Here is a 22,950-nt window from a genome sequence, read left to right as displayed (position 1 = left end):
GTGGAACCATGCACACCGACCTGTGGAATTACGCCCTGACCTTGTATGCCAGGCCCGGCGTGGAGGCCGCCTGCCTTGAACTGCAGGCACTGGGTGGCGATGTCTGCCTGCTGCTGTGCGCGACCTGGCTGCAAGCACGTGGTGTGGCCGTACTGGGCGAACGCGCGCAAGCACTGCAAGAACTTGCCGAGCCCTGGCAGCGTGACGTGGTCACTCCGCTACGCAGCCTGCGCCAGCAATGGCGAGCCACAGCAACGGGTGATACACAACTGGCGGCATTACGTGAGCAGGTGAAGGGGTTGGAGTTGCGGGCTGAAAAAGCCTTGCTGGAGCGCTTGCAGGAACGCTCACAACAGTGGCCCGTGGGCTCCCATGAGCCCGCGGACGACTGGCTGGCCCGGCTGGCACCGGACCAGGCTCTGCATCATGACGCGCTAGTTCAGTTGCGCGTCGCAGCGGCTGCGCTTCAGGACGCCGAAGGTGCCTGAGCCGGAGTACTCACAGGTGCCGACGGTGCAGCAGCAGCCGGGCTCACCGAGTTGGTTGTGGCCGCCGGTGGTGTAGCGGGCTTGGCTTCAGCAGGCTTGGCGGCGGGTTTGGCGGCCGTGCGTGCAGGTGCCTTGGCGGCAGCTGGTTTTGCGGCCGGCTTGGCAGCAGGGGCTTTGGCAGCTGGCTTGGCCGCAGGTTTGGCTGCCGCAGTCGCCTTGGCAGCCGGTTTGGCTGCAGGCTTGGCAGCAGCGGTCGCCTTGGCCGCCGGTTTGGCCGCAGGCTTGGCGGCAGCGGTCTCCTTGGCAGCCGGTTTGGCCGCAGGTTTGGCAGCAGCGGAGGCCTTGGCAGCCGGTTTGGCCGCAGGTTTGGCGGCAGCGGTCGCCTTGGCAGCCGGTTTGGCCGCAGGCTTGGCGGCAGCGGTCGCCTTGGCAGCCGGTTTGGCCGCAGGCTTGGCGGCAGCGGTCGCCCTGGCGGCTGGTTTGGCCGCAGGCTTGGCGGCAGTGGTCGCCTTGGCGGCTGGTTTGGCCGCAGGCTTGGCGGCAGTGGTCGCCTTGGCAGCTGGTTTGGCCGCAGGTTTGGCAGCAGCGGGCTTGGTGGGTTTAGCCGCACGCAGATCAAGGGCCTTGGCTGCAGCTTCGCGTACCTTGCCTACACCCTGAGCCAGCTTGAGGCTGTCCTGAGCATCGCGTTTGAGTTGCTGAATGTAAGAGCGCGTCTGGGTTTGACGCTCCTTGAGAGACTCGAGCAGCTCTTCAAGTTCACCGATGGCTTTTTGCGCCTTGCTTTGCGCCTTGGCTTTACCTGCCTTGGCCGCGTCTTGCAGTTTCAGGCGACCGTTGTGCAGTTTTTCCTGCGCCTTGCCACGCTGCTTTTCCAACTTCGCCAGCAGTTTTTCCGCATCAGCCAGCGCTTGCGAGCAGGCCTCTTCCAAGTGTTCGAGCAAGCTGCCCGAAAGTTGCTGGAGCAGGTGTAACGGCGTACTTACTGGCTTCTTTTTGGCCGACATGGTTTACCTCCTGGCTGACGAGATTGCGGCTCATACTATGCTTCTGCTGCTACCGCCGCTAGGGCATGTTGACCGTAATGTTTACGCCGCGTTGCATGCCTGGGCAAAGTTGTTATCTTGCAGCTGCGTGAAAGTGTAGTTGCTGAATTAATCATTGCTGGTATTTGGGAGTCAGGCGTTGCCTCGATATCTTGTTTTGGGTTTATGCCTGATGGCACCCCTCGCCTTGGCCGCCAACGACGACCACGATTTGGCCTACAGCCTGGGTGCCAGCCTGGGTGAGCGCCTGCGCCAGGAGATGCCGGGCTTGCAGCTGGATGCACTGGTCGAAGGCCTGAAGCAGTCCTATCAGGGGCAACCCCTGAAACTCGACAAGGCACGCATGCAGGCGGTGCTGCAGCAGCATGAGGCCCAGGAAGGCGACGCCGCTGTGCAAAAGCTGCAGGCCGCCGAAACGCGTTTCATGGCTAATGAACGTGGGCGTTATGGGGTGCACGAACTAACGGAAGGTGTGCTGTACAGCGAATTGCAACCAGGCACGGGTGTGCAGCCGAAAGCGGGCGGCAAAGTGCAGGTGCGCTATGTGGGCAGATTGCCGGATGGCTCAGTCTTCGACCAGAACCAGACCCCCCAATGGTTCAACCTGGATTCGGTTATCGAAGGCTGGCAGGTCGCCTTGCCGAACATGCACACTGGCGCCAAGTGGCGCCTGGTAATTCCTTCAGCGCAAGCCTATGGCGCCGAGGGGGCGGGAGACCTGATTGCACCCTACACCCCCTTGGTATTCGAGATCGAACTGCTGGCGGTTGGCGACTGACGCCAACCTCAGGCCTGCACTGCACCCTCTTCCTTGTGTGCGTTGTGCAGCACTTCGATCAGGCAGTCTTCAAGCTCGAAGCGCTCATGCAACAACCCGCCCAATTTGGCCAGCTTCTCGGCAAAGCGTTCGGTGTCCTTGCACTCCCCCTTGGTGCAATGGTCATTGAAGGCCAGTGCGATCTGAGTACTGTCGTTGATCCGTGGGTTGATCTCTTCGGCCAGCTTCAGCGCCTTCTTGTCTCCGAACGCCTTGGCCTCGCTGACCAGTTGCTCGCAGACTTCGAAGTGCCACGCCGAAACGTAGTCGACCAGAAGGGCGCAAAAGTCCCCGTTGGTGTCCTTGTCGGCGAAGGCTGGCCTCACATCGCGCAGGGCGCGAAAAGCCTGCACCAGTTCCTGGCGCTCCTCCAGCCAACGGTCGATCAGCTTGTGAACCCCACCCCAGCGTTCCTGGGCGTTCTGACAACTATCGAGCATGGCGATCTCTTCCCTTCTGGGTAGATGCCGCTGCACCTCGCACCACGACCGCGCAGCACAAAGGTGACATCAGCAGGACGGCATCGAGCAGTTGTTTTTCCGGTATGCGTGCTGGGAGATTATTCCCGCGCGTGCTGCCCTTCAAGGTACGCAGCACACAAAGTTCATACAAGTGTTTAATACCCTGTTACATCACCATTGGTCGCGCTAATGGCACAACCTTGCGCCAGGTCATGTTCTTGCCAGGGTGCGGAAACGATACGCCAGCAGGCAACTCAAGGGCACCACCGCCAGCAGCAGGAAGGCTAACAGGCTCCATTCCGGCAGTGTCAGATCGAGAAAGCTCCAGGCAAGCGAACGACAATCCGGGCCACCCAGCAACAGTTGCCGTGCCGCCTCACCCCAGGATTGCTCGAACACTCGCCCGATCGGCACCGGGCATACCTCATTGACCCCCTCAGCCCCCTGCAACCAGACATGCCGTGCTGCCAGCAATGCGCCGGCCAACGAGCAGCCCAGCACCAGGCGAGCATAACGAAGGATGCCCCGCGTGCCCGGCGCCTGCAGCACGGCTGCGAAGCACAGCAGCGCGTACACGCCAAGCAGCAACCGTTGGCTGAGGCACAACGGGCACGGCATCAGCCCCACTGTGTTTTCCAGACGGAAAGACGCAACCAGTACCGCCAGTGCGACCAGGCAGGCAGGAAGAAAAAAGGTGCGCAAACGGGCCGGCAGCATGGGCGGTGAAGGTCCCGGGGAAAAAGTAGTGGCTTGAAACGGTAGAGGAAAGACACGCTTTGTTTCAAGGCACGACAGCAACGACAAGTCACTGAATCGCGTAGGAAATTTCCAGATATGCCGTAGGAGGCGACTGAAGAAATAGACTTCAGATCAAACTGACAGCGAAAGATAAATTACCTGCCCCCAAAGCCCGCACCTTTGCGCGGGCCTTGGGGTAGGTCAGGCGCGCACGCCTTCTGGCAAAGGCAGCGCCAGCAGGCGCTCGTCCAGCAGGCCAAGGCCCTCCTGGAACAGCTGGTTGCTGCGCTCCGTCTCGCCCAGCCCCGCGAGCAGGCGAGCCAGCTCTGCACAGGCCTCGGGGTTGCGCTCCATGCGCAGGCTGCTTTCAAGGTAGTCACGCGCCTTGCCCCACAAGCGGTTCTGCAGGCTAAGACGACCCAGGGTCAGCAGCAGGCTGGCGTCTTGCGGGTGAGCCTTGAGCCAACCTTCAGCGGTTTGCAACTGACGTACCGGGTCATCACCACGCACCAGCCCGTAAAGGCGGGCCAGATGGCTTTCGTAGTCGCGCTTGAGGGCCGTGCGCAGCACCTGTTCGGCCTCGTTCTGGGCACCTACCTGGCGCAATTGCTCGGCGTACGCCAGCACCAGTTGCGGCTCCTGGCGCTGGGCTGCGGTCAACTGCTGCCAGGCACGCTCCAAGGATTGGCGTGCACTGTGCGCATCTTCGCCACGGGTGGTCGCCAGGCTCAGGTTCTGGCCCCAGGCGCGCTGTTCCAGAGCAGCCAGCTCTGCGGCCGGCAGCACCTTGCCCTTGCGCAGGTCGGGCATCAGGCGGATCAGTGCAGACCAGTCGCCGCGCTCCACGTAAAGGCGTTGCAGCAAGCGCAGCACCTGGCCGTTGTGCGGGTGGCGTTCCTGCATGGCCAGCAGGGTTTCCAGGGCTCCATCGTTTTCGCCACGGTCCATTTGCAACTGGGCATGGGTCAGGGCAATGGCCAGCTCGGCTTGCGGCTGGCGCTCCAGGGCACGCTCCAGCAGGTTGTCACTGTCTTCGGTGCGGCCTTGCTCGTTGGCGGCACGCGCGGCACCAAGGTAGTACAGCAACGGCTGGCGCTCAGCCTCGGCGGCACGGTGCAAGTGCCGTTGGGCACTGGCCCAGCGGCCCTCGGCAAGATCGAGCTGGCCCTGTTCGATCGCCAGGCGGATACGTCGGCTGCGGTTACGCCGTGACCACGGGTTGACCACACCACTGGAAGTCAGCACCAGGCCGACCAGATAGCGCAGCAACCACAGCAGCAGGACGACCGCCAAAATACCCGCCAAGGCAGCCCACAGCCCCGACTGATAACGGAAGCCACCATAGGAAATCAGTACATAGCCGCTGTGCTTGGCGACCGCGATGCCCAGTGCCGCAGCAACCACGATCGCAAGCACGGCCAACAGGTAGACACGCTTCATGGCTTGCCCCCTTCAGCCTCGGCCGGCAGGTGACGGCGCTGAATATAAGCCTGCACTGCCGCCAGGCTTTCACTAAGGTCAGGGGTAACCACCGACACCGGCTGATCGGCCAACGCATTGAGGCTGTCGAGCATGGCCTTGCTTTGCGGGTTGTCTGCATTGAAGTTGGCCAGCAGTACGCTGCGGGCGTCGTCCAGCGCCTGCGTGTAAACCTTGGCCTCACCATTGAGCGCCGCCCACTGGGCCTGCTCGATAGTCAGGCTCAGGGCCAGGCGCAGCTGGTTCAGTTGCTGCCCGGCCAGCAACGGACGCACGTTTTCATCAGCGTTGAAGTCGATCTGGAAGTACTTGGATATTTCTGCCCACCACTGCGACAGCCTGCTGGCACCATCACCGTCGGCGGTCAGGGCGCCAAGCGCATCGGCGTTACTGTCAAACTCGGGGGACTGGGCGCTCAACTGCTGTACCAGCTCACGCTGCGCAGCCAGCTTCAAGAACAGGCCTGTGCGGTCCGGTTGCTGAGTGCTGTTGAGCGTGGCCAGGCTGCGTGCCAGTTGCTCGCGGGCGGCGAAGGCACCCGGGTCGCTCTGCTCGCGCAGGATCTCGTCGGCGCCTTCGACCAGGGCTTTGGCACTGGTGATGTCCTGCAACGCGGAAAGGCGCAGGGTAGCCAAGCGCAGGAGGTGCTCGGCTTCGGCCAGGCGCCACTCTTTGCGGCTTTCTCCCAGCACGGTTTCCAGGCGCTGACTGAGCCGCTGCTGGTCGCCCTGCAGTTGGGCTACCAAACGCCGACGGTCTTCCAGCTCGCTGGCGGCTGGCAGACTGGCCAGTTGCGCACTGATCTGCTGTTCACGTTGCTGCAACGCCTCGGCGCGCTGGGTCAGCGCCTCGATGTGCTGGCCCTGGTTGAACTCACTGCCCTGCAGTTGACGCACCTGCCAGACACCCCAGCCACCTACCGCCACCCCGGCCGCACCCAGCAGCAAGGCCAACGCTGCCAGGCCACTGCCGGAGCGCTTGGCAGGTGGGGTGGTAACGGGTTCCGCAGGCGCCTGTGCCGACGGTTGATCGTTATTGGACAAGACAGTCTCGCTCACGTATCCATCCTTTGCATGGGGGCGCACCGCATTCAGCTTAGCGCCTTAAGAGGCAGGTGCAGCGCTACGCTGCACGGCTGCCAGCAAGGCCGTGGCACTGGCGCCACGGCAATCCACAACCTGTTGGGCCCCGGCGGCCTTGGCCTGCTCGGCGACCCGCGGGCTGGGCACGAACAGCGGCAACTGGGCCAGCCGCAGCCAATCGGCACCGGCCATCTGCTGCAAATGTTCAAAACCCTGCCCACTGCTGACCACCAGGCCATTGAGGCGTTCCGCTTCAATGCGGCGCATCAGCGTACCCGCCGGGTAGGCCGGCAGGCAGCGACGATACAGTTCCAGATATTCGACACTAGCACCTTGCTCTGCAAGACGCTCTGCCAGCAGTTCGCGACCTCCGACGCCGCGAACGATCAAGACACGCGGTGCCGGCTCGGTAAGTGCCTGGCGCAGGGCCGGCAATGCCAGCAAGGCTTCGCTGTCATCGCCACGCGGCGGAAAGCTTACCTCCAGCCCTGCACCCTGCAGCACCCCAGCGGTTGCCTCACCTACGGTGAACCAGCCTCGCTGCGGAGGCTGGATGCTGGTCTCGGCCAGATGCTCAAGCAACAGCCGGGCGGCCGGCTTGCTGACCACAATGATCGCCTGGAAGTCATGCAAGCCCTCCAGCGACAGTCGCTGTGGGGCTTGCACGGTAATAGGTTCAATTTCCAGCAGTGGCAGGCAACTGCTGCCCACTCCCGCTGCCGCCAGGCTTTGCGCCAGCGCCGCGCAGTCCTCGGCAGGCCGGGTCAGCAACAGGCGCCATTGGCTCACGGGTGACCAGCCTCGCCGTAGGCTTCCTTCAGAATGGCCTCGGCGCCCTGCCCCAGCAGGTCTTCGGCCACCTGTACGCCCAGGGCCTCGGCAGCGGCACGGGGTGCACGGGCATCGGCCACCAGCAAGGTCCCGCCGCTAGGCTGGCCGACCAGGCCACGCAGCCACAGCTGGTCACCTTCAAGGACCGCGTAGCAGGCGATCGGGACTTGGCAGCCACCATTCAGGCGTTTGTTCAGGGCGCGCTCGGCGATCACCCGGTCAGCGGTGTCGACATGGTGCAGTGGCGCCAGCAGTGCATGGATCTCAACGTCGGCACTGCGGCACTCGATGCCCACCGCGCCCTGACCACCTGCCGGCAGGCTGTCATCGACGCTGATGGTGGAGGTGATGCGGTCCTCGAAGCCCAGACGGATCAGGCCCGCCGCGGCGAGGATGATGGCGTCGTACTCGCCGGCATCCAGCTTCGCCAGGCGGGTGTTGACGTTGCCGCGCAGAAAGCGGATTTGCAGGTCTGGGCGGCGCGCCAGTAACTGGGCCTGACGGCGCAGGCTTGAGGTACCGACGATACTGCCGGCGGGCAGTGCTTCGAGGCTGTCAAAGGTATTGGAAACGAAGGCATCACGCGGGTCTTCACGCTCGCAGATGCAGTACAGGCCCAGGCCCTCGGGGAAGTCCATGGGCACGTCTTTCATCGAGTGCACGGCGATGTCGGCTTCGTTGTCCAACAGCGCGGTTTCCAGTTCCTTGACGAACAGCCCCTTGCCGCCGATTTTTGCCAGCGGCGCGTCGAGCAACTTGTCACCGCGGCTGACCATGGGCACCAAGGTCACCTGCAGACCGGTGTGGGCCTGCTCGAGGCGGGCCTTGACGTATTCGGCCTGCCACAGGGCCAAAGCACTTTTACGGGTGGCAATGCGGATTTCGCGAGTGGACATGAAACGCCCCGATCCAGAGAAATACCGCCGATCATAACAGCATCGCCGGTATCGCTTGCAGATACGGATCAACAGGCCACACGCAGTCAGGTGCAGGAGCGGCCCGAGTCCAAGGGCCTCAGAGGGTCTGCATCATCTTGCGCACACCGGCCACATGGCGACGGCTGACGGTCAAGGCATCGCCGTCCAGGCCTTTCAGATACAGCTGAAAGTGCCCCAGCGGGGTGCGCTGCAAGCGTTCGATGCGCTCGCGGGCGACCAACGCATTGCGGTGGATGCGCACGAAGCGTTCGCCAAATTCGTCTTCCAGGGCTTTGAGTGGCTCGTCAAGCAGCACTTCACCGGCTTCGTGACGCAAGGTCACATACTTGTGGTCGGCAATGAAATAGATCACCTGGGGTAACGGGATCAGTTCGATACCTTTGCGCGTGCGGGCGCTGATATGGCTGCGTGGGCCGCCGCCTTCATTGGCCGGCCGGGTAAGCGCGGCCAATTGGGCGCGGTTGGGTTTTTCGGCCTTGCGCAAGGCATCGCGCAAGGCGTGGGCCTGGAAGGGCTTGGTCACATGGCTGAGGGTACTGTCCTTGAATGCCTCTGCACCGTATTCATCATCCCCGGAGCAAAACACCACCGCGGGCGGCGCCTCGCGTTCGCACAGGCGAGCGGCAACCTGCAGGCCATCCAGGCCTGGCATGCCGATGTCCAGCAGGACCACATCGGGCTTGAGGCTTTCAATCAGCGCCAAGGCCTCATCGCCGTTGGTGGCGCTGGGCTCCAGCACAGTGTAACCCTCCAGTTCGCCGAGCAGCCGGGTGAGGCGTTCACGGCCTTGGGGTTCGTCATCAACGATCAGGACATTCATAATTGCGCTGGATTCCTGAATGAGTCTCGCACAGGTATAGCGTAGACAGGTGTGGTTCGAGCGACACTGCGGTCACGCTCTAGACCGGTGCGATGGCCAAAGATTCACTCGGCCCGGCAGATTCACTGCCAGTCCTTTGTCCAACTGTAGACGGTCCGTGGAACACTGCCGTTCATTCCTTGAAATCCTTCTCTGCGATTTTCCGGGCATTTCTCTCGACCGGCGCCCTGCGGCAGCCAGCCCAACCCTGCTATCATCGACGCCACTTTTTCGTTCACGCCTGCAATGAGTGAATCCATGAGCACCGACAAGACCAATCAGTCCTGGGGCGGCCGCTTCAGTGAGCCCGTCGACGCCTTCGTCGCCCGTTTCACCGCCTCGGTAGATTTCGACAAGCGCCTGTACCGTCACGACATCATGGGTTCGATTGCCCATGCCACCATGCTGGCGCAGGTCGGCGTGCTCAGTGATGCCGAGCGCGACACCATCATCGATGGCCTGAAAACCATCCAGGGCGAGATTGAAGCCGGCAACTTCGACTGGCGTGTCGACCTTGAAGACGTGCACATGAACATCGAAGCACGCCTGACCGACCGCATCGGCATCACCGGCAAGAAGCTGCACACCGGCCGTAGCCGCAACGACCAGGTGGCCACCGACATCCGCCTTTGGCTGCGCGACGAAATCGACCTGATCCTGGCCGAAATCACCCGCCTGCAGCAGGGCCTGCTGGAGCAGGCAGAGCGTGAAGCCGAAACCATCATGCCTGGTTTCACCCACCTGCAGACGGCGCAGCCGGTCACCTTTGGCCACCACCTGTTGGCGTGGTTCGAAATGCTCAGCCGCGACTATGAGCGCCTGGTCGACTGCCGCAAGCGCACCAACCGCATGCCACTGGGCAGCGCCGCGCTGGCCGGCACCACCTACCCGATCGACCGTGAACTGACCTGCAAGCTGCTGGGCTTTGAAGCCGTGGCCGGCAACTCGCTGGATGGCGTGTCGGACCGTGATTTCGCCATCGAATTCTGCGCCGCTGCCAGCGTGGCGATGATGCACCTTTCGCGCTTCTCCGAAGAGCTGGTGCTGTGGACCAGCGCGCAGTTCCAGTTCATCGACCTTCCGGACCGCTTCTGCACCGGCAGCTCGATCATGCCGCAGAAAAAGAACCCGGACGTGCCAGAGCTGGTACGCGGCAAGAGCGGCCGCGTGTTCGGCGCCCTGACCGGCCTGCTGACCCTGATGAAAGGCCAACCACTGGCCTACAACAAGGACAACCAGGAAGACAAGGAACCGCTGTTCGACGCCGCCGATACCCTGCGCGACTCGCTGCGGGCCTTTGCTGACATGATCCCGGCGATCAAGCCCAAGCACGCCATCATGCGTGAAGCGGCCCTGCGTGGCTTCTCCACCGCGACCGACCTGGCCGACTATCTGGTTCGCCGTGGCCTGCCGTTCCGTGACTGCCACGAGATCGTTGGCCACGCGGTGAAGTATGGTGTGGACACTGGCAAGGACCTGGCCGAGATGAGCCTGGACGAACTGCGCCAGTTCAGCGATCAGATCGAGCAGGACGTGTTTGCCGTGCTGACGCTGGAAGGCTCGGTGAATGCGCGTGACCACATTGGTGGTACGGCGCCGGCGCAGGTGCGTGCTGCTGTGGTTCGTGGCAAGGCCCTGTTGGCGTCTCGCTAACTCCCGGGGCGAGGGCTTCGCCCTCGTTCGCGGGTAAACCCGCTCCTACAGCGGTTGTGCTGTACCTGTAGGGGCGGGTTTACCCGCGAATGACCCAACACAGATCCTAGCGCTTGCCGCTGCGGATCATCTCCATGAAGGCCGGCATCGACGCTTCCTTGTCCGCCAAGATCCGCGGCATGTGCGGGTTTTCCCCCATCAGTTGCAGCAACGCCTTGGCCTGCGGGAAGTCCGCCAGGAAGTCGATGCTCAGCACCTTCTTGCCCACCGCGTTGGCCAGGTCGACCGAGAAGCAGAACATCAGGTCTGCCAGCGTCAGTTGCTCGCCCGCAACATAGGGTGCAAAGCGCCCATTGCGCTTGAGCGTGGCAAACCCGGCCAGCAGGTCCGCACGCGCTTTCTCTTTGATCAGCGAGTCGACCGACATGCCAAAGAACGACTCGGCATAACAGGTACGCGCAGGCAGCTCGATGTACAACTCGATTTCCTTGAGCAGCTCCCGCACCTTGGCTTGGCCGAACGGGTCGGCTGGCAGCAGCGCCTTGCCGCCCTGGGTCTGCTCGATATAGTCGAGGATCACACTGGTTTCGCTGAGGAAGCCATGTTCGGTTTCAAGCACCGGCACCTTGCCCCGCGGGCTCACTTCCAGCGCCTGTGGCGCCTGGCCGCCATAGAAGGTGACTTCCTCGAAAGGCAGGCCTTTTTCGAGCAGGGCCAGCTTTACCATGTTGTAGTAGTTGCTGACCGAGAATCCATAAAGCTTGAGCATGACGAAACAGCCTCCAGGCCGTAAGGGGTTGGCGTGGACTTTATAGACTGAACACCTGCCACTGACCAGCGTCATGCACCCCGTCAATGCCCGGGCATTGCCGCCACAGGCATGGCACACTGTTGCATCCCATCCTAGGAGTACCGCGATGAGCGAGCCCACCGACATCGACAATGACGACGACGAAGCCTTCGCCGAGGCAACGCTGACCCAGGCCATCGAAAACCAGATCGAAAGCGGCGAGCCGCCTGCAGCAAAGGCCACTTTCAACAAGCTGACGCTGGTCGGCTATGAGCGTGAAGACATTCTGAACCTGATGGCCCATGTGCTGGCCTTCGAGATCGACAACATGCTGGTAGAGGACCGTGCGTTCAACGGCGAGTGGTATGAGAACGCTCTGCGGGCACTGCCGGAGCTGCCGCCTGAGATGGATCAAGGCGACGACGAATAACCCGGCTACACTCGAAGATCAGGCACCGTAGAAAGTGCCGCAATCCTTGTCTGGAAGTCAGGAGTCGCCATGCCTTTTACCCCCGATTTGATCGACGAAATGGAAGTACTCGCGCTGTTCAAACACGACAGCAGCCAGGAAGGCATCAAGATAACCAGCACCGCATCCCCTGCCCTGATCGCGGCTGCGCAACGCCTGCATGAGAAGGGGCTGACCGATCAGCCGGATGGCGGCTACCTGACCAGCCTGGGTCATGACGCCGTTGAAAGTGTCCAATTGCTACAGAACATTCTCAAGGCGCCACAGCCGGCCTGAGCATCAGGCTTGCGCAAGATCTGAGACCTTGCGCGGTCCCTGCAGGACCGCGCAGGCTCCAGTCAGTTGGCCGCAGTACTGCGCTTTTCCGCCAGCCACGAGCGGCCGTAAAGGAACACGATGGCCAGCAAGGCCACCGCTTGCGCCGACAGCGAGTAGGCATCGGCATGAATCCCCAGCCAGTCGAACTCAAAGAACGCCACTGGCCGTGTGCCCAGCACACCGGCCTCTTGCAGCGCCTTCACGCCATGCCCGGCGAATACTACCGACAGCGCGCACAGCAGTGCGGCGTTGATGCTGAAGAACAGCGATAGCGGCAACTTGGCCGAGCCCCGCAGAATCACCCAGGCCAGGCCCACCAGCAGCAACAATGCCGTCGCGCCACCCGCCAGCACCGCCTGATGCCCGGCAGGGCCTGCCTGCAGCCACAGGGTCTCGTAGAACAGGATCACTTCGAACAATTCGCGGTATACCGAGAAGAATGCCAGCACAGCAAAGCCGAAGCGCCCGCCACCGCTGACCAGGCTGCTCTTGATGTAGTCCTTCCAGGCGGCGGCGTGGCGGCGGTCATGCATCCACACACCCAGCCATAGCACCATCACAGCAGCGAACAGTGCTGTGCAGCCTTCCAGGAGCTCGCGCTGAGCGCCCCCCACATCGATCACATAGGCCGCCAGCGCCCAGGTGGCGAAGCCGGCAACCAGCGCCAGGCCCCAACCAGTGTTGACGCTACGCACTGCCGACTGCTGCCCGGTATTGCGCAGGAAGGCCAGGATCGCCGCCAGCACCAGAATCGCCTCTAGGCCTTCACGCAGCAGGATCAGCAAACCGGAGATATAGCTCAGCGTCCAGCTCAGGCCATCGCTGCCCAGCAGCTTGGCCGCCTGCTCGAGCTTGGTTTTGGCGTCGGCCAGACGCTGTTCGGCCTGGGCCACGGGCAAGCCGTCCTGCAAGGACTGGCGGTAGGCCATCAACGTTTTTTCGGTGTCCTTGCGCGCCTGGGTGTCGATGTTGTCCAGCGAGCTTTCCACCAGCTCGAAACCCTCCAGGTAGGCCGCCACCGACAGGTCATAAGCCTGATCGTGGTCGCCTGCGCGGTAGGCCGCCAGGCTCTTGTCCAGTGTGCTGGCCGTGTATTCGAGCAATTGCGCCGGGCCGCGCTTTACCTGCGGCGGCTGGGCACGCTGGGCACGGAATGCCTCGACGGCCGCAGTGCCTTCGTTGGCGGCGACTTCGGCCGGCGTCTGGCGAGCCAGGTCGGCGAGGTTCCAGGTCTTGTCACCCTTGCCCGCTTCCGGCTTGGCGGTGAAGCTGGCGATGTACGCGGCCACGTCCCAGCGCTGGCGGTCGTCCAGCTGGTCGGCAAACGACGGCATTTCGGTGCCGTCGATACCCAGGGCCAGCGTGTTGTAGAGGTCGAACAGGCTCAACTGGTCCAGGCGTGAGGCATCACGCAGGTTGGCGGGTGCAGGCTCCAGGCCCACGCCAGCCGGGCCATCGCCGGCGCCGGTGTCGCCGTGGCAGATCGAGCAGTTCTGTGCGTACAGCGCAGCGCCGCGGGCGGGGTCCGGGGTAATCACCGGAGCCTGGCTGACCTCGTAAGCCACCGCCAGTCGCGCACCCAGCTGCCGGGCCTGTTTAGCGACCGCGGTACCTTCCTGACGCTGGTCGATGGCCTGGCGCAGCGCCTGGACGCCCTGTTCCAAAGCCGCTTGTTCAGTATTTGCGGGCAGGCCTTTGACCAGGTCAGCCAATACCGCGCTGAACTCCTGTTGCTCGCGGTATTCGCCCTCGTCGATCACCTTGCCGTCCTGCACGGTCGGCGGGTAGTCGGCACCAATGTAGTCCAGCAAGTGATGGGCTTTGGCAGCTTCGGCGGGGGACTCGGCCAGCGCCAAGGAGCTGCACAGCGCCAGCACCGGGCCGAGCAATGCAGCCGGCAGCCAGGCAAGCAGGCGGGAACGGGTTTTCATGGCCAGTCTCGAAGGAAATGCGAAAGAGAACATTGTTCACTTCCACTTTGCTTCACTCAAGGGTGCTGGGCGGATTTCATGAAAAATCTTGCTACAAATCCGATGAAGTGGAGGGCATAGAGGAACAGCCCTAAAGGATCGCATCAGGGCTTGGCGGTACCCTTCCAACCCCCACCCAACGCCAGGAACACGCCAATTTGCCCTAGCGCCACTTGGCTATTGGCCGCAGCCAACTGCGCACGCATATCGGTATAGGTCCGCGTCGCCTGCAAATCCGCCAGGAACGACTCACGCCCCGCCTGGTAATACCGGTGCGTCTGGTCCGCCGCTTCCTTGGCCGATTTCTCCGCCTCGGCCAGCGCATCGCGCCGATCGAGCAAGGCGCTGTATTGCGCCAGGCGGGTCTGGGTCTCGCGGATGGCGTTCAGCACAACCCCATCGAAGTTCGCCAGTGCCGCCTGGGTCGAGGCCTCGGCCATGCGAATGCGGGCACGGGTGCCGTTGGTGGGGATGGTCCAGCTGATCTGCGGGCCAAAACCCCAGCGGTTGGTCGAAGGCTCACCAAGGTTCTCCAGGATACCGATGGTGCCAACCTGGGCGCCAATGCTGATGTCCGGGTACAAGGCGCCAGTGGCCACGCCAATATAGGCGGTGGCGGCAGCCAGCTGGCGTTCGGCCTGGCGCACGTCGGGGCGGCGCTTGAGCAAGGCCGCGCCATCGCCCACCGGGACCAGCTGGTTCAGGTGCGGCAGCTCGGCGCAATCGGCGGTACCGGCAGGCAACTGGTCGACCGGCTTGGCCAGCAGCGCAGCCAGGGTGTACATGCCCGTCTCGCGTTCGGCCTTGAAGCGTGGCAGTTCGGCACGCAACGATTTGAACTGGGTCTGCGAGCGGGTGACCTGGGTTTCATCACCACGCCCAGCATCGCGCAGGCGCTGGTTGAGTTTCACGCTTTGCTCCTGCAAATCGAGGGACTCACGGGCAATGTGGTATTCCTCGTTGGCCGAGCACACCTGGGTATAAGCCTTGACCACGTCCGCCACAAGCGTGATGCGGGCAGTGTCGGCAGCCGCCTGCACCGCGTCGGCATTTGCCTTGGCAGCCTCGGTACCACGCTTGAAGGTGCCCCACAGGTCGAACTGGTACGAGGCACTGATGATGGCCTCACCGATGTTGGCTACCGGCACCTTCTCAGGCTGCAGGAAGGCTTCGCCCGACTCCTGCAACCGCTGAGCGCCGAGTTTGACGCCACCGTTGAAGCCGCCTTGCGATTCAGCCACCTCCACCTGGGCGCGAGCTTTGGCGATGTTGGCCGCCGCCACGCGCAATTCGGTGTTGGCACTCAGCGCCTGGCGCACCAGTTCATTCAGCCGCTGATCCTGATACAGCTGCCACCAGTCCTCGGGGACCGGCGCCGACACGACGCTGTCGGCATCCTGGCGCAGCGGGCCGTTCAAGTCATTGCGTTGCACGGCCGCATCCCCAGGCACCTCATAGTCGGGGCCCACCATCATGCAGGCCCCCAGCGACAGGCACAGGCCAGCCAGGATCAGCTGTTTCATGGGCGCTGGCCCTCGATGATCGACACCGTGGCAGTGCGCCCGGCGATCATGCGGAAGTCTTGCGGCACTTCGTCAAAGGCGATGCGCACAGGAATGCGCTGGGCCAGGCGTACCCAACTGAACGCCGGGTTAACGTTAGGCAGCAGGTTGGCGCCACTGCTGCGGTCGCGGTCTTCGATGCCAGCGGCAAAGCTCTGCACATGGCCGCGCAGGCGGGTATTGTCGCCCATCACACGGATGTCCACGGCATCGCCGATGTGTATACCGCCAAGCTTGGTTTCCTCGAAGTAGCCATCGACATGGTACGAGGCGCTATCGACCACCGACAGCACCGGGCGGCCGGCGGTGACGAACTCGTGGTTACGCGGCGCGCGGTCGTTGAGGTAGCCGTCTACCGGGCTGCGCACCACTGAGCGGTCAAGGTTGAGCTGGGCAGTGTCGACAGCCACTTGCGCCTCGCTGACGGCTGAACGGGCACGGGCCTCGCGGGACTGGCTTTCTTCCAGTTGCTCGGCGGCCACCAGGTTGCCCAGCTTGCGGTTGCGCTGCGCTTCGCGGGAAGCCTGGGCGAGGGTCTCCTGGCGCTCGCCCAGGGTTGCCTTGGCTTGACGCAGGGCCAGCGTGAAGCGGTCCTGGTCGATGGTGAACAGCACGTCGCCGCGTTTGACGGTCTGGTTGTCGCGCACCTCGACCTTCTGGATCAGTCCCGACACATCGGGGGCGATCTGGATCACGTCGGCGCGAATGTGGCCGTCACGGGTCCAGGGGGCAAACATGTAGTAGACCACCATCTGCCACACGAGCACGGCGGCGAAGGTCACTACCAGCAAGGTCAGGACCACACGGCCCAAGGTCAGCATAGGTTTTTTCATGGCAGCATCAGGTTTCGGCAAAAGTGGTCCACCGCACCAAGCAGCACGGCATACAGAGCAACGTTGAACAACGCCCGGTGCCAGACCAGGCGGTAGAAATGCAGGCGCACCAGCACCGCGTGCACCCCAAGGAACAGCAGGTAGGTGCCAAACATCATCACCAGCAGCGTGGGCAGGAACACCCCGCTGATATCCAGTTCACCAATCACAAGGGCGCTCCGTCGAGCCCGGGGGGCAGTTGCGGTTGTTCGGCGGGTTCGAGCATCACCTCCACCCCCGGCAGTAGCGCCAGGCGCAGGCCACTCAGGGCATGCAGCAGGTGGGTGCGGGCATCACCGCGCTCGTACAGCTCGTCCAGGTTCAGCGCCAGGCGAGCGCGTTCCATGTTGCGTAACAGTGCGGCCGGGGCATGCAGGCGTTCGCCAGCACGCAGGCAGGCGGCGTAGTGCGCACCGACTTCCTCGACCACAGTGTTCAGGCGCTCGCGAGCCTGCTGGCCGGCGCGCGGCATGTACGCCAGCAGGTCGAGCAGGTTCAACCCTACGCGCAGGTCGCGCAGTGCCACACCACTGTCCTGGCCGGTTTGCGACAGGCGTGGCAGGTGCTGCATCAGGCGGTCGAGCATCTGTACGCCAACCTGGCGGTGCTCGGCCAAGGTCGCAGGCTCGGTCATTTCGACGATGTCGCGCCAGGCGAAGCGGGTCATGCGCTTGGCCGCCAGCTCCACGCCGAACGGGCGCATCACGAGGGTCCAGATAAAGGCGAACAGAAGGCCCGCGGGGCCGGCAAGGTTGGAGTTGAGGAAGGTGAAGAAGTCGGCGTCGTAGGCGCCCTGGATGCTGATGAAGGTCGACGTGTTGACGATGGTCAGCAAGGTGCCCAGGTAGAAGCGCGGCTGTACGGTCAGAGTGCCTATGCAGATGAACGGCACGGCAAAGGCCAGCACCAGCATCGGGAAGTCGTGCAGGTTGGGCAGTACCAAAAACAGGTACAGACTGGAGAAGATGACCGACATCAGCGTCCAGAAAAAGAACCGGTAGATCTGCGGTGCCGGGTCGTCCATGGCGGCGAAGAAGCTGCACGCAACTGCCGCGAGGATTACCGCACTGGCGCCGTCGTTCCAGCCCAGTCCGATCCACAGGCCGCAGGCGACCACGATCGCCAGGACCGTGGAGGCTACCGAGTACAGCATCAGGCCACGATCAAAAAACGCTGTCAGACGGCCCAGCCGCCAGTGGCGATACACCGCACGCCAAGGCTTGGCATCATCGGTACGCAGGGCGTGCTGCAGGGTGCAGCAGTCCTGCCACAGGTCGGCCCATTCGGTCAGGCGGTACAGGGCGTTGGACAACAGCAGCTCGGCGCGCTGATCGAGGGCGGCTGTAGCGGGCTGCAAGCGGCCGATCTGCTCGTGCAACGTGGCCCAGTGCGCTACCGAAGCGCTGTCGGCAGTGCCTTTGAGCCATTCACGAGCCGCTTCAAGCACGGGTTGAAGCTGGGCGAACTGGGCCGGGGCGCGGCCTTCCAGGGCTACCAGTGCGTCGTCGAGGGCGTCGATCACCGGCAGCAGATGGATCATCCGCCCGCGCAATTCGCGGGCGTTCTTCAGGGTATGCGGGCCGGCACCTTCGTGGGCGAGCTGACCGATCATCAGCTCCAGCGAGTTGAAGGTGGTGACCATCGCCCCGCGCATACCACCGACCTTGTCAGCGCTGGCATCGCGGGCCAGGTAGGTGTCGCTGTAGCGAATCGCCTCGGTGAACCAGTTTCCGGTGGCACCGACTACCACCGGCGCCAGCCGTCGTGGCCAGAAGATAGCCCCGACGACTGCCGCGCAGACAATTCCCAAACAGATTTCCTGCGCGCGAGAAGAGGCCACATCGAACACTGCCAGCGGGTTATCCACCACGGCCAAGGCAATCATCGGCAGGGTATAACCGGCCAGCATCAGCACGTAGTTGTTGGCCGTGCGCAGGTTCAGCGAAAGGAACAGCAAGGTGCCGGTCCACAGGGCAATGGCGATGCTCAGCAGCAACGGTGACTGCACCAGCGGCGGCACCAGGAAGATTGCCCCGCCAGCGCCGAGCAACGTGCCGACGGCACGGTACAACGCCTTGGAGCTGGTCGGGCCGACGAAGGGGCTGGAGACGATGTACACCGTCGCCATGGCCCAGTAGGGACGCGGCAGTTGCATGAGCAGGGCAATGTACAGGGCAATCATGGACGCGCCGAAGGTGCGCACGCCGTAGAACCAGTCACGGGCCGGAGGGACAGAGCTGAAGAAACCGTTCATGCCACCCCGCCTGCGCTGCCCAGGCCGGCAGCCTCGAAGGCACGAAGCACACGCAAGGCAGCTTCCAGGTCGGCCTGATCGATACCGCCGAGCACATCGCGGCGCAAGCGCACCAGTTCGGCTTCAATGGCTTCGGCCAGGGCACGGCCTTCGGCAGTCAGGCTCAGTGCCTTGGCGCGGCGATCCAGTGGGTCCTCGCTGCGGCACACCAGGCCAGCTTTGCACAGTTGGTCAAGCAGGCGTACCAGCGACGGGCTTTCCAGGCCGGCGGCCTGGGCCACAGCCACCTGGTGCACGCCGTCGCCCAGGCGCACGATCATCAGCAACGGCGCAGCGCAGGCCTCGGAAATGCCGTAGCCGGTCAAGGCGGTATGACAGATGCGCCGCCAGTGGCGGGCAGCAACTACCAGGCCACTGCTGACTTGCAGGCGCAGGAAATCAAGGGACATGAAGAGAACCAAGTATATTCATAGTTTGCTAACTATCAATATACGCCCCGACATCCCCCTGTCGTCAACAGGGGGCGACGGATAGCCGGGGTGAAATGTTGTTCATTTTTCAGCCAGTGCTGGCGCGCTTCGCGGGTAAACCCGCACACAGGGGCTGCACCGGGTTCGGGATCTACGCAATCCCTGTGCAGCACTGGAGAGAAATACTCAGGGCTGGATCTGGTCTTCCAGCTTCATGGTCAAGGCCAATGTGCTGCCCATTTGCACCGCCCGGTCCCGCCACTCCTGATACCGCACCGCATCACGGCTGCTGAAATGCACCGCCAGCTCCTCTGCCGCTTGCACCACTCCCGCCGCTGCTGCCAGCTCAAGCCAGTACAGCGCTGCCTTGAGGTTGGCCTCTACGTGCAGCCCATGCATCAACCGGTAGCCCACTTCAAAACGACAACGCGCCTCGCCCTGTTCGGCGCCACGCATGAACCACTGGTAGGCCTGCACCAGGTCAACCTGCCACTCCAGGTCGCCGTCGCACACCTCCTCCTCGTACAGGTCACCCAGTGCGGCGGCGGCATGCAGCATGCCGCGGTCGAAGGCCTGCCGGTAACACTCCGCCGCCTGCACATAGGAAGGGTCGATGCCTTTGCCGAAGTAGTGCTGCTGGCCAAGGTTGAACCAGGCAGCAGCATTGCCCTGCAGGGCCGCCATGCGCAACAGGTGCCCGGCCAGCACGGTATCGGCCCGCCAGTACTTGCCGTTGAGCCAGATCCAGCCGAGGTCGTTCAATGCTGGCACACTGCCTTGCAATGCCTGGCGGCGCAGGTCGACATACACCGCCTGCAGGTCGTTGGCCTCATCCAGGCGGTTGACCAGCAGCGACCGCTGGCTGGGCAAGCCCACACCGGAGAACAGCCGCTGTCGCTTTCCTACAGGAGCCGGAGGGGCGATGACCCGCTCGGGCAGAAGGCGGGCAAGTAGCGAATGGATATTGCTGGCAACAGACATGTTCATCCTCATTGAACGACGCACAACCCCAACCTTCGGCTGTGATGAGGCGTGATTCTGCGTGATGTCACGTCAAAACCTGTCGCGAACGAACCGGCACGAGGCAACCAAATGCGACTTCCTTGATCTGAGCAGGCTGTGGCCAATTGCCATGCCCCTCGCATGCCGCCATCCTATTGCGGCAAGCCTAGACAAGGACGTTATCTTTTGCCGTTCGCCACCACTCGCGCCACCCTTAGCCGACAGTGGGCGCTGCTGCGCCAGTTGCCCAGCCGTTCCCCAGGCATAACCAGCGCCGAGCTGGTCTGGCGCCTGCGTGACGTGGGGTTCACGGTCAGCAAACGCACTGTCGAGCGTGACCTCAACGAGCTTTCGCTGATATTCCCGCTGGAGCGCAATGACAAGAGCATTCCGTTCGGTTGGCACTGGTCGGCCAGTGCCGTGGGCGAATTGCGCGGTAATTTCGACTTGCTGACACATCTGCGAGGGGATGCGTTGCAGCCATCGCAGGGTGAGGGCGTGGAGCTGGTGGCGCGAATCAGCGATGCACTGGCGCGGCAGTTGCGGGATGCGCCATTGAGCAGCGACATGCAACTGACGGCGCTGGAGCATGGGCATCGGTTACGCGGCACGGTAAGTGACGGTTGGCCATTACGCTGGTGGCTGTTGAGCCATGGGGACAGGGTGGTGGTAGAGCAGCCTGCCGGCTTGCGGGAGGAGATTGGCAGGATTCTGAGCAATGCGGCAGCTCAGTATCAGAATTTGTAGCCTGTACCGGCCTCTTCGCCAGTAAACCCGCGCCTACACAAGTTGATCCGATACTTATAGACGCGGGCTTTCCCGCGAAGAGGTGTAAACAGGATTACAAATTAGTTCTGCATCTTACCGTATCTCAGCTGCTCAATATTTTGAGCACAAGACTGCAAACAATCAAAGTTCGACAGAAATTCACTCTCCTGCGCATTGAAACTGGTATTTTTACCAGTTGTTCGAAATGGCGTCTGCATCCATGCTGTCTTTGCAGCCCTACCGAATCACAGGAGATTAACAATGTCACGTCACGACCAGATTTTCAGGCGTTTCTATCAAGGCCAACAGCTGTGCACATTGTTGACGCAAGACGAAGCCTGGATGGCATCACGTGCCAATAGAGAGCTCATCAGCGAACAGCTCCTCCCGCAAGGGAGGGCACCTTACACCATTTTACCGGGTGCTGACTCAAGCCGGAGTGTCATTTGCACAAAAAATGCCAAAGCGTTAACGAACCTAGCCTACACGCCATACGGTTACGCTAAAGAACGATTCCAGAGCAGTGGTCGGTTGCGATTTAATGGGCAGCTACCCGAAGCCTCGATAAGCTGCTATTTGCTGGGCAGTTACAGACTGTTCAGCTCGTGTTTAATGCGTTTCTTTACTCCTGATGCCTGGAGCCCCTTTGGCGCTGGCGGTCTCAATGCCTACGCTTATTGTGAAAATGATCCACTAAACCACTCGGACCCTAGCGGGCACGGTAAAGTTCCTAACAAAAGCGCTCGTCCCTCTAGCCCCACTCTAAAATTACTTAAAGAAACTACTGGCAAGCTCAAGACTTACAATAGACGGAAGGCCCGCCTCGAAGCCAAGATTGCCTTACAAAGAAAAGGGATCAATACAGAAGCGATTGACACTCCGCCATATCCAAAACTTCAACCTGTCGTAAACCAAATAAACTCTCATAAAAAGCTAATTACCTCGATCCAGAACAGCGAGCTAGAAAATAAGAATGACCACGTAGACCTTGTGGCCGCATCAATGTGGGCAATGGCATTCAAACACGATTTAGGCACAACAACCGTTACGGGCATACCGTCCAAATCCATCTATGCCAAACACATAAACAAATTGGCAGGCGATCTAAATGAAGCCCCAATAAATACCATTAAAAACATGACTGGCATACACGATTCTATGCATTATGATGAATTTAAATTTAATGCAAGTGCCATCAGGCAAGAACCGTGAGACTTTACTTATCCTTGCACGTCAAGTTTAGACAGCTGCACTTAAGAATCCATCTTCAATTTTTCTGAAGATGACGGCTTCAGCATACGTATGTAACCACCCCATCCTTTTGCTCCGTGGAAGGGACCTGCGCGAGGGGCTGGCGTATATTGATAAGTTTGATTTACCGCTTCGCTGCTTGTGCGGGTCATCCACGCGGCGTCTCCCAACGCAGCACGGTCAACCCGCCAGGTTATTGAACACCAGCCCTTCCGCCAGAAGACCGATCAGGATCACCACCGCCAACCCGGCAAACAGCTTGATTGACGGCAAGGCCGCAAGCACCAGATACCCTTGAAGTACAACCATATAACTGTCCTGCCGCGGGGACCGCCTGCAGTCAGATCAGCCCGCCCTGCTCTTCTTCGTCAATCAGGTTATTGAGGCTGCTGAGCGCCTTGCGCGCCGTGGAACGGTTGAGCAGCTTGGCCTGCGCACCGGCGGGCAGGTCGGTGATCTTGAACACGCCCTTGGCGGTCAGCACGTCGATCAGGTCCTCAAGCACGCGGATCATGTCCAGGTCGCTTTGTTTGAGCTGGTTGAGGCTGTTTTCCACGACATCATCGGCAAACCATTCCTGGATATCGGCATGGTCTGAAGGGAGCATTTCGGTGAACTGATCAAACGCGGCTGCTTCCACCCGCAGCAACTGGCCGGCGGCGTTGCGTTGCACGTAGAACATGGCGATGTCCCTCGTCACGTTGGTTCCTTGTTGGTAGACAGCAGCATAGGCAAAGATCGCCGGGCGCGCAGGCCCGGCGCCAGAGTATGCGCTGTGGTGGGGGTTGCGGGAAAGAGCTGGTAATGGCCTTGCCTGCCTGATGCCATCCCT

At 62.1% G+C, this 22,950-nt stretch carries 24 protein-coding genes and 1 pseudogene; 7 read left to right on the top strand and 18 right to left on the bottom strand.

Annotated features, from left to right (window positions below):
- Positions 1-8 precede the first annotated feature (8 nt).
- Positions 9-488 (top strand): TIGR02444 family protein, encoded by a 480-nt coding sequence (locus REH59_RS00795; RefSeq protein ID WP_014861489.1) that lies wholly within the window; start codon positions 9-11, stop codon positions 486-488.
- Here the strand turns inward: REH59_RS00795 and REH59_RS00790 are convergent.
- The gene (locus REH59_RS00790) at positions 467-1,495 is read right to left on the bottom strand and encodes an AlgP family protein (protein ID WP_265536578.1); all 1,029 of its coding nucleotides are present in this window, start codon (positions 1,493-1,495) and stop codon (positions 467-469) included. The two genes, REH59_RS00795 and REH59_RS00790, sit on opposite strands and share 22 nt — an antisense overlap.
- Positions 1,496-1,673: 178 nt before the next feature.
- Between REH59_RS00790 and REH59_RS00785 the strand changes: the two genes are divergently transcribed.
- Positions 1,674-2,312, top strand: coding sequence for an FKBP-type peptidyl-prolyl cis-trans isomerase (locus REH59_RS00785; RefSeq protein ID WP_004576399.1), 639 nt, complete (start codon positions 1,674-1,676; stop codon positions 2,310-2,312).
- 8 nt (positions 2,313-2,320) lie between these two features.
- Here the strand turns inward: REH59_RS00785 and REH59_RS00780 are convergent, their stop codons facing one another.
- The 7 genes from REH59_RS00780 to REH59_RS00750 all read right to left on the bottom strand — a co-directional run bounded on the left by REH59_RS00780 (position 2,321) and on the right by REH59_RS00750 (position 8,700).
- A complete protein-coding gene (locus tag REH59_RS00780) occupies positions 2,321-2,791 on the bottom strand; it encodes an Rsd/AlgQ family anti-sigma factor (protein WP_003255887.1) in 471 nt (156 codons plus the stop codon).
- Positions 2,792-3,022: 231 nt separating this feature from the next.
- Entirely contained in the window at positions 3,023-3,529 is a 507-nt protein-coding gene (locus tag REH59_RS00775) for a disulfide bond formation protein B (RefSeq protein WP_004576400.1), read from the bottom strand.
- Positions 3,530-3,751: 222 nt separating this feature from the next.
- A complete protein-coding gene (locus REH59_RS00770; protein ID WP_003255891.1) occupies positions 3,752-4,990 on the bottom strand; it encodes a heme biosynthesis protein HemY in 1,239 nt (412 codons plus the stop codon).
- Complete coding sequence (locus tag REH59_RS00765) at positions 4,987-6,087, bottom strand: uroporphyrinogen-III C-methyltransferase (protein ID WP_004576401.1); 1,101 nt, start codon at positions 6,085-6,087, stop codon at positions 4,987-4,989. The genes REH59_RS00770 and REH59_RS00765 overlap by 4 nt, the downstream gene beginning before the upstream one ends.
- Positions 6,088-6,132: 45 nt before the next feature.
- On the bottom strand, positions 6,133-6,900 hold the full coding sequence (locus REH59_RS00760) for a uroporphyrinogen-III synthase (RefSeq protein WP_003255894.1): 768 nt from the start codon (positions 6,898-6,900) through the stop codon (positions 6,133-6,135).
- Positions 6,897-7,838, bottom strand: a complete 942-nt coding sequence (hemC, locus tag REH59_RS00755) for a hydroxymethylbilane synthase (RefSeq protein ID WP_014861055.1) — start codon at positions 7,836-7,838, stop codon at positions 6,897-6,899. Before hemC ends, REH59_RS00760 begins: the two co-directional genes overlap by 4 nt.
- Before the next feature lie 118 nt (positions 7,839-7,956).
- Positions 7,957-8,700: a LytR/AlgR family response regulator transcription factor gene (locus tag REH59_RS00750; protein WP_010951571.1), complete on the bottom strand. Its 744-nt coding sequence runs from the start codon at positions 8,698-8,700 to the stop codon at positions 7,957-7,959.
- Positions 8,701-8,997: 297 nt separating this feature from the next.
- Here REH59_RS00750 and argH point away from each other — a divergent pair, with 297 nt between their 5' ends.
- The gene (argH, locus tag REH59_RS00745) at positions 8,998-10,392 is read left to right on the top strand and encodes an argininosuccinate lyase (protein ID WP_014861057.1); all 1,395 of its coding nucleotides are present in this window, start codon (positions 8,998-9,000) and stop codon (positions 10,390-10,392) included.
- 106 nt (positions 10,393-10,498) lie between these two features.
- Here argH and REH59_RS00740 read toward each other — a convergent pair whose 3' ends face one another.
- Positions 10,499-11,161, bottom strand: coding sequence for a glutathione S-transferase (locus tag REH59_RS00740; protein WP_014861058.1), 663 nt, complete (start codon positions 11,159-11,161; stop codon positions 10,499-10,501).
- 148 nt (positions 11,162-11,309) lie between these two features.
- Here REH59_RS00740 and REH59_RS00735 point away from each other — a divergent pair, with 148 nt between their 5' ends.
- Complete coding sequence (locus REH59_RS00735) at positions 11,310-11,612, top strand: hypothetical protein (protein ID WP_010951568.1); 303 nt, start codon at positions 11,310-11,312, stop codon at positions 11,610-11,612.
- A gap of 69 nt (positions 11,613-11,681) precedes the next feature.
- A complete protein-coding gene (locus tag REH59_RS00730) occupies positions 11,682-11,927 on the top strand; it encodes a TIGR02647 family protein (RefSeq protein ID WP_003255900.1) in 246 nt (81 codons plus the stop codon).
- A gap of 62 nt (positions 11,928-11,989) precedes the next feature.
- Here REH59_RS00730 and REH59_RS00725 read toward each other — a convergent pair whose 3' ends face one another.
- From REH59_RS00725 to REH59_RS00695, 7 genes are all read right to left on the bottom strand, one after another.
- Positions 11,990-13,933 (bottom strand): FTR1 family protein, encoded by a 1,944-nt coding sequence (locus REH59_RS00725; RefSeq protein ID WP_014861059.1) that lies wholly within the window; start codon positions 13,931-13,933, stop codon positions 11,990-11,992.
- A 110-nt stretch (positions 13,934-14,043) separates the two neighbouring features.
- A complete protein-coding gene (locus REH59_RS00720) occupies positions 14,044-15,462 on the bottom strand; it encodes an efflux transporter outer membrane subunit (RefSeq protein WP_014861060.1) in 1,419 nt (472 codons plus the stop codon).
- Positions 15,459-16,334 (bottom strand): HlyD family secretion protein, encoded by an 876-nt coding sequence (locus tag REH59_RS00715; protein ID WP_003255903.1) that lies wholly within the window; start codon positions 16,332-16,334, stop codon positions 15,459-15,461. Before REH59_RS00715 ends, REH59_RS00720 begins: the two co-directional genes overlap by 4 nt.
- Positions 16,331-16,543 (bottom strand): DUF1656 domain-containing protein, encoded by a 213-nt coding sequence (locus tag REH59_RS00710; protein WP_003255905.1) that lies wholly within the window; start codon positions 16,541-16,543, stop codon positions 16,331-16,333. The genes REH59_RS00715 and REH59_RS00710 overlap by 4 nt, the downstream gene beginning before the upstream one ends.
- On the bottom strand, positions 16,540-18,627 hold the full coding sequence (locus tag REH59_RS00705) for an FUSC family protein (RefSeq protein WP_004576404.1): 2,088 nt from the start codon (positions 18,625-18,627) through the stop codon (positions 16,540-16,542). Before REH59_RS00705 ends, REH59_RS00710 begins: the two co-directional genes overlap by 4 nt.
- Positions 18,624-19,076, bottom strand: coding sequence for a MarR family winged helix-turn-helix transcriptional regulator (locus REH59_RS00700; protein WP_003255908.1), 453 nt, complete (start codon positions 19,074-19,076; stop codon positions 18,624-18,626). The genes REH59_RS00705 and REH59_RS00700 overlap by 4 nt, the downstream gene beginning before the upstream one ends.
- A 207-nt stretch (positions 19,077-19,283) precedes the next feature.
- Complete coding sequence (locus tag REH59_RS00695) at positions 19,284-20,078, bottom strand: tetratricopeptide repeat protein (protein WP_003255910.1); 795 nt, start codon at positions 20,076-20,078, stop codon at positions 19,284-19,286.
- Between the two features lie 207 nt (positions 20,079-20,285).
- On the opposite strand from REH59_RS00695, the gene REH59_RS00690 reads away from it, so the two are divergent.
- Positions 20,286-20,846, top strand: coding sequence for a WYL domain-containing protein (locus tag REH59_RS00690; protein ID WP_003255912.1), 561 nt, complete (start codon positions 20,286-20,288; stop codon positions 20,844-20,846).
- Positions 20,847-21,128: 282 nt separating this feature from the next.
- Positions 21,129-22,079, top strand: coding sequence for an RHS repeat-associated core domain-containing protein (locus tag REH59_RS00685; protein WP_128573761.1), 951 nt, complete (start codon positions 21,129-21,131; stop codon positions 22,077-22,079).
- A 187-nt stretch (positions 22,080-22,266) separates the two neighbouring features.
- Here the strand turns inward: REH59_RS00685 and REH59_RS00680 are convergent.
- A pseudogene (locus REH59_RS00680) lies at positions 22,267-22,379 on the bottom strand (ABC transporter permease); the annotation flags it as partial.
- Between the two features lie 79 nt (positions 22,380-22,458).
- Positions 22,459-22,800 (bottom strand): hypothetical protein, encoded by a 342-nt coding sequence (locus REH59_RS00675; RefSeq protein ID WP_003255921.1) that lies wholly within the window; start codon positions 22,798-22,800, stop codon positions 22,459-22,461.
- Between the last annotated feature and the right edge of the window lie 150 nt (positions 22,801-22,950).

This window comes from Pseudomonas sp. BO3-4 (assembly GCF_034044115.1).
In the GTDB taxonomy this organism is placed as follows: Bacteria; Pseudomonadota; Gammaproteobacteria; order Pseudomonadales; family Pseudomonadaceae; genus Aquipseudomonas; species Aquipseudomonas alloputida.
The sequence above is the reverse complement of the archived record's forward strand: the minus strand, read 5'-3'. Positions and strand labels throughout refer to the sequence as shown.

Excerpts from the sequence above, each read along its gene's own strand:
- REH59_RS00795 (WP_014861489.1), top strand. The coding sequence starts at position 9 with ATGCACACCGACCTGTGGAATTACGCCCTGACCTTGTATGCCAGGCCC.
- REH59_RS00790 (WP_265536578.1), bottom strand. The coding sequence starts at position 1,495 with ATGTCGGCCAAAAAGAAGCCAGTAAGTACGCCGTTACACCTGCTCCAG.
- REH59_RS00780 (WP_003255887.1), bottom strand. The coding sequence starts at position 2,791 with ATGCTCGATAGTTGTCAGAACGCCCAGGAACGCTGGGGTGGGGTTCAC.
- REH59_RS00775 (WP_004576400.1), bottom strand. The coding sequence starts at position 3,529 with ATGCTGCCGGCCCGTTTGCGCACCTTTTTTCTTCCTGCCTGCCTGGTC.
- REH59_RS00770 (WP_003255891.1), bottom strand. The coding sequence starts at position 4,990 with ATGAAGCGTGTCTACCTGTTGGCCGTGCTTGCGATCGTGGTTGCTGCG.
- hemC (WP_014861055.1), bottom strand. The coding sequence starts at position 7,838 with ATGTCCACTCGCGAAATCCGCATTGCCACCCGTAAAAGTGCTTTGGCC.
- REH59_RS00750 (WP_010951571.1), bottom strand. The coding sequence starts at position 8,700 with ATGAATGTCCTGATCGTTGATGACGAACCCCAAGGCCGTGAACGCCTC.
- argH (WP_014861057.1), top strand. The coding sequence starts at position 8,998 with ATGAGCACCGACAAGACCAATCAGTCCTGGGGCGGCCGCTTCAGTGAG.
- REH59_RS00740 (WP_014861058.1), bottom strand. The coding sequence starts at position 11,161 with ATGCTCAAGCTTTATGGATTCTCGGTCAGCAACTACTACAACATGGTA.
- REH59_RS00735 (WP_010951568.1), top strand. The coding sequence starts at position 11,310 with ATGAGCGAGCCCACCGACATCGACAATGACGACGACGAAGCCTTCGCC.
- REH59_RS00730 (WP_003255900.1), top strand. The coding sequence starts at position 11,682 with ATGCCTTTTACCCCCGATTTGATCGACGAAATGGAAGTACTCGCGCTG.
- REH59_RS00725 (WP_014861059.1), bottom strand. The coding sequence starts at position 13,933 with ATGTTCTCTTTCGCATTTCCTTCGAGACTGGCCATGAAAACCCGTTCC.
- REH59_RS00720 (WP_014861060.1), bottom strand. The coding sequence starts at position 15,462 with ATGAAACAGCTGATCCTGGCTGGCCTGTGCCTGTCGCTGGGGGCCTGC.
- REH59_RS00715 (WP_003255903.1), bottom strand. The coding sequence starts at position 16,334 with ATGAAAAAACCTATGCTGACCTTGGGCCGTGTGGTCCTGACCTTGCTG.
- REH59_RS00705 (WP_004576404.1), bottom strand. The coding sequence starts at position 18,627 with ATGAACGGTTTCTTCAGCTCTGTCCCTCCGGCCCGTGACTGGTTCTAC.
- REH59_RS00700 (WP_003255908.1), bottom strand. The coding sequence starts at position 19,076 with ATGTCCCTTGATTTCCTGCGCCTGCAAGTCAGCAGTGGCCTGGTAGTT.
- REH59_RS00695 (WP_003255910.1), bottom strand. The coding sequence starts at position 20,078 with ATGTCTGTTGCCAGCAATATCCATTCGCTACTTGCCCGCCTTCTGCCC.
- REH59_RS00685 (WP_128573761.1), top strand. The coding sequence starts at position 21,129 with ATGTCACGTCACGACCAGATTTTCAGGCGTTTCTATCAAGGCCAACAG.
- REH59_RS00675 (WP_003255921.1), bottom strand. The coding sequence starts at position 22,800 with ATGTTCTACGTGCAACGCAACGCCGCCGGCCAGTTGCTGCGGGTGGAA.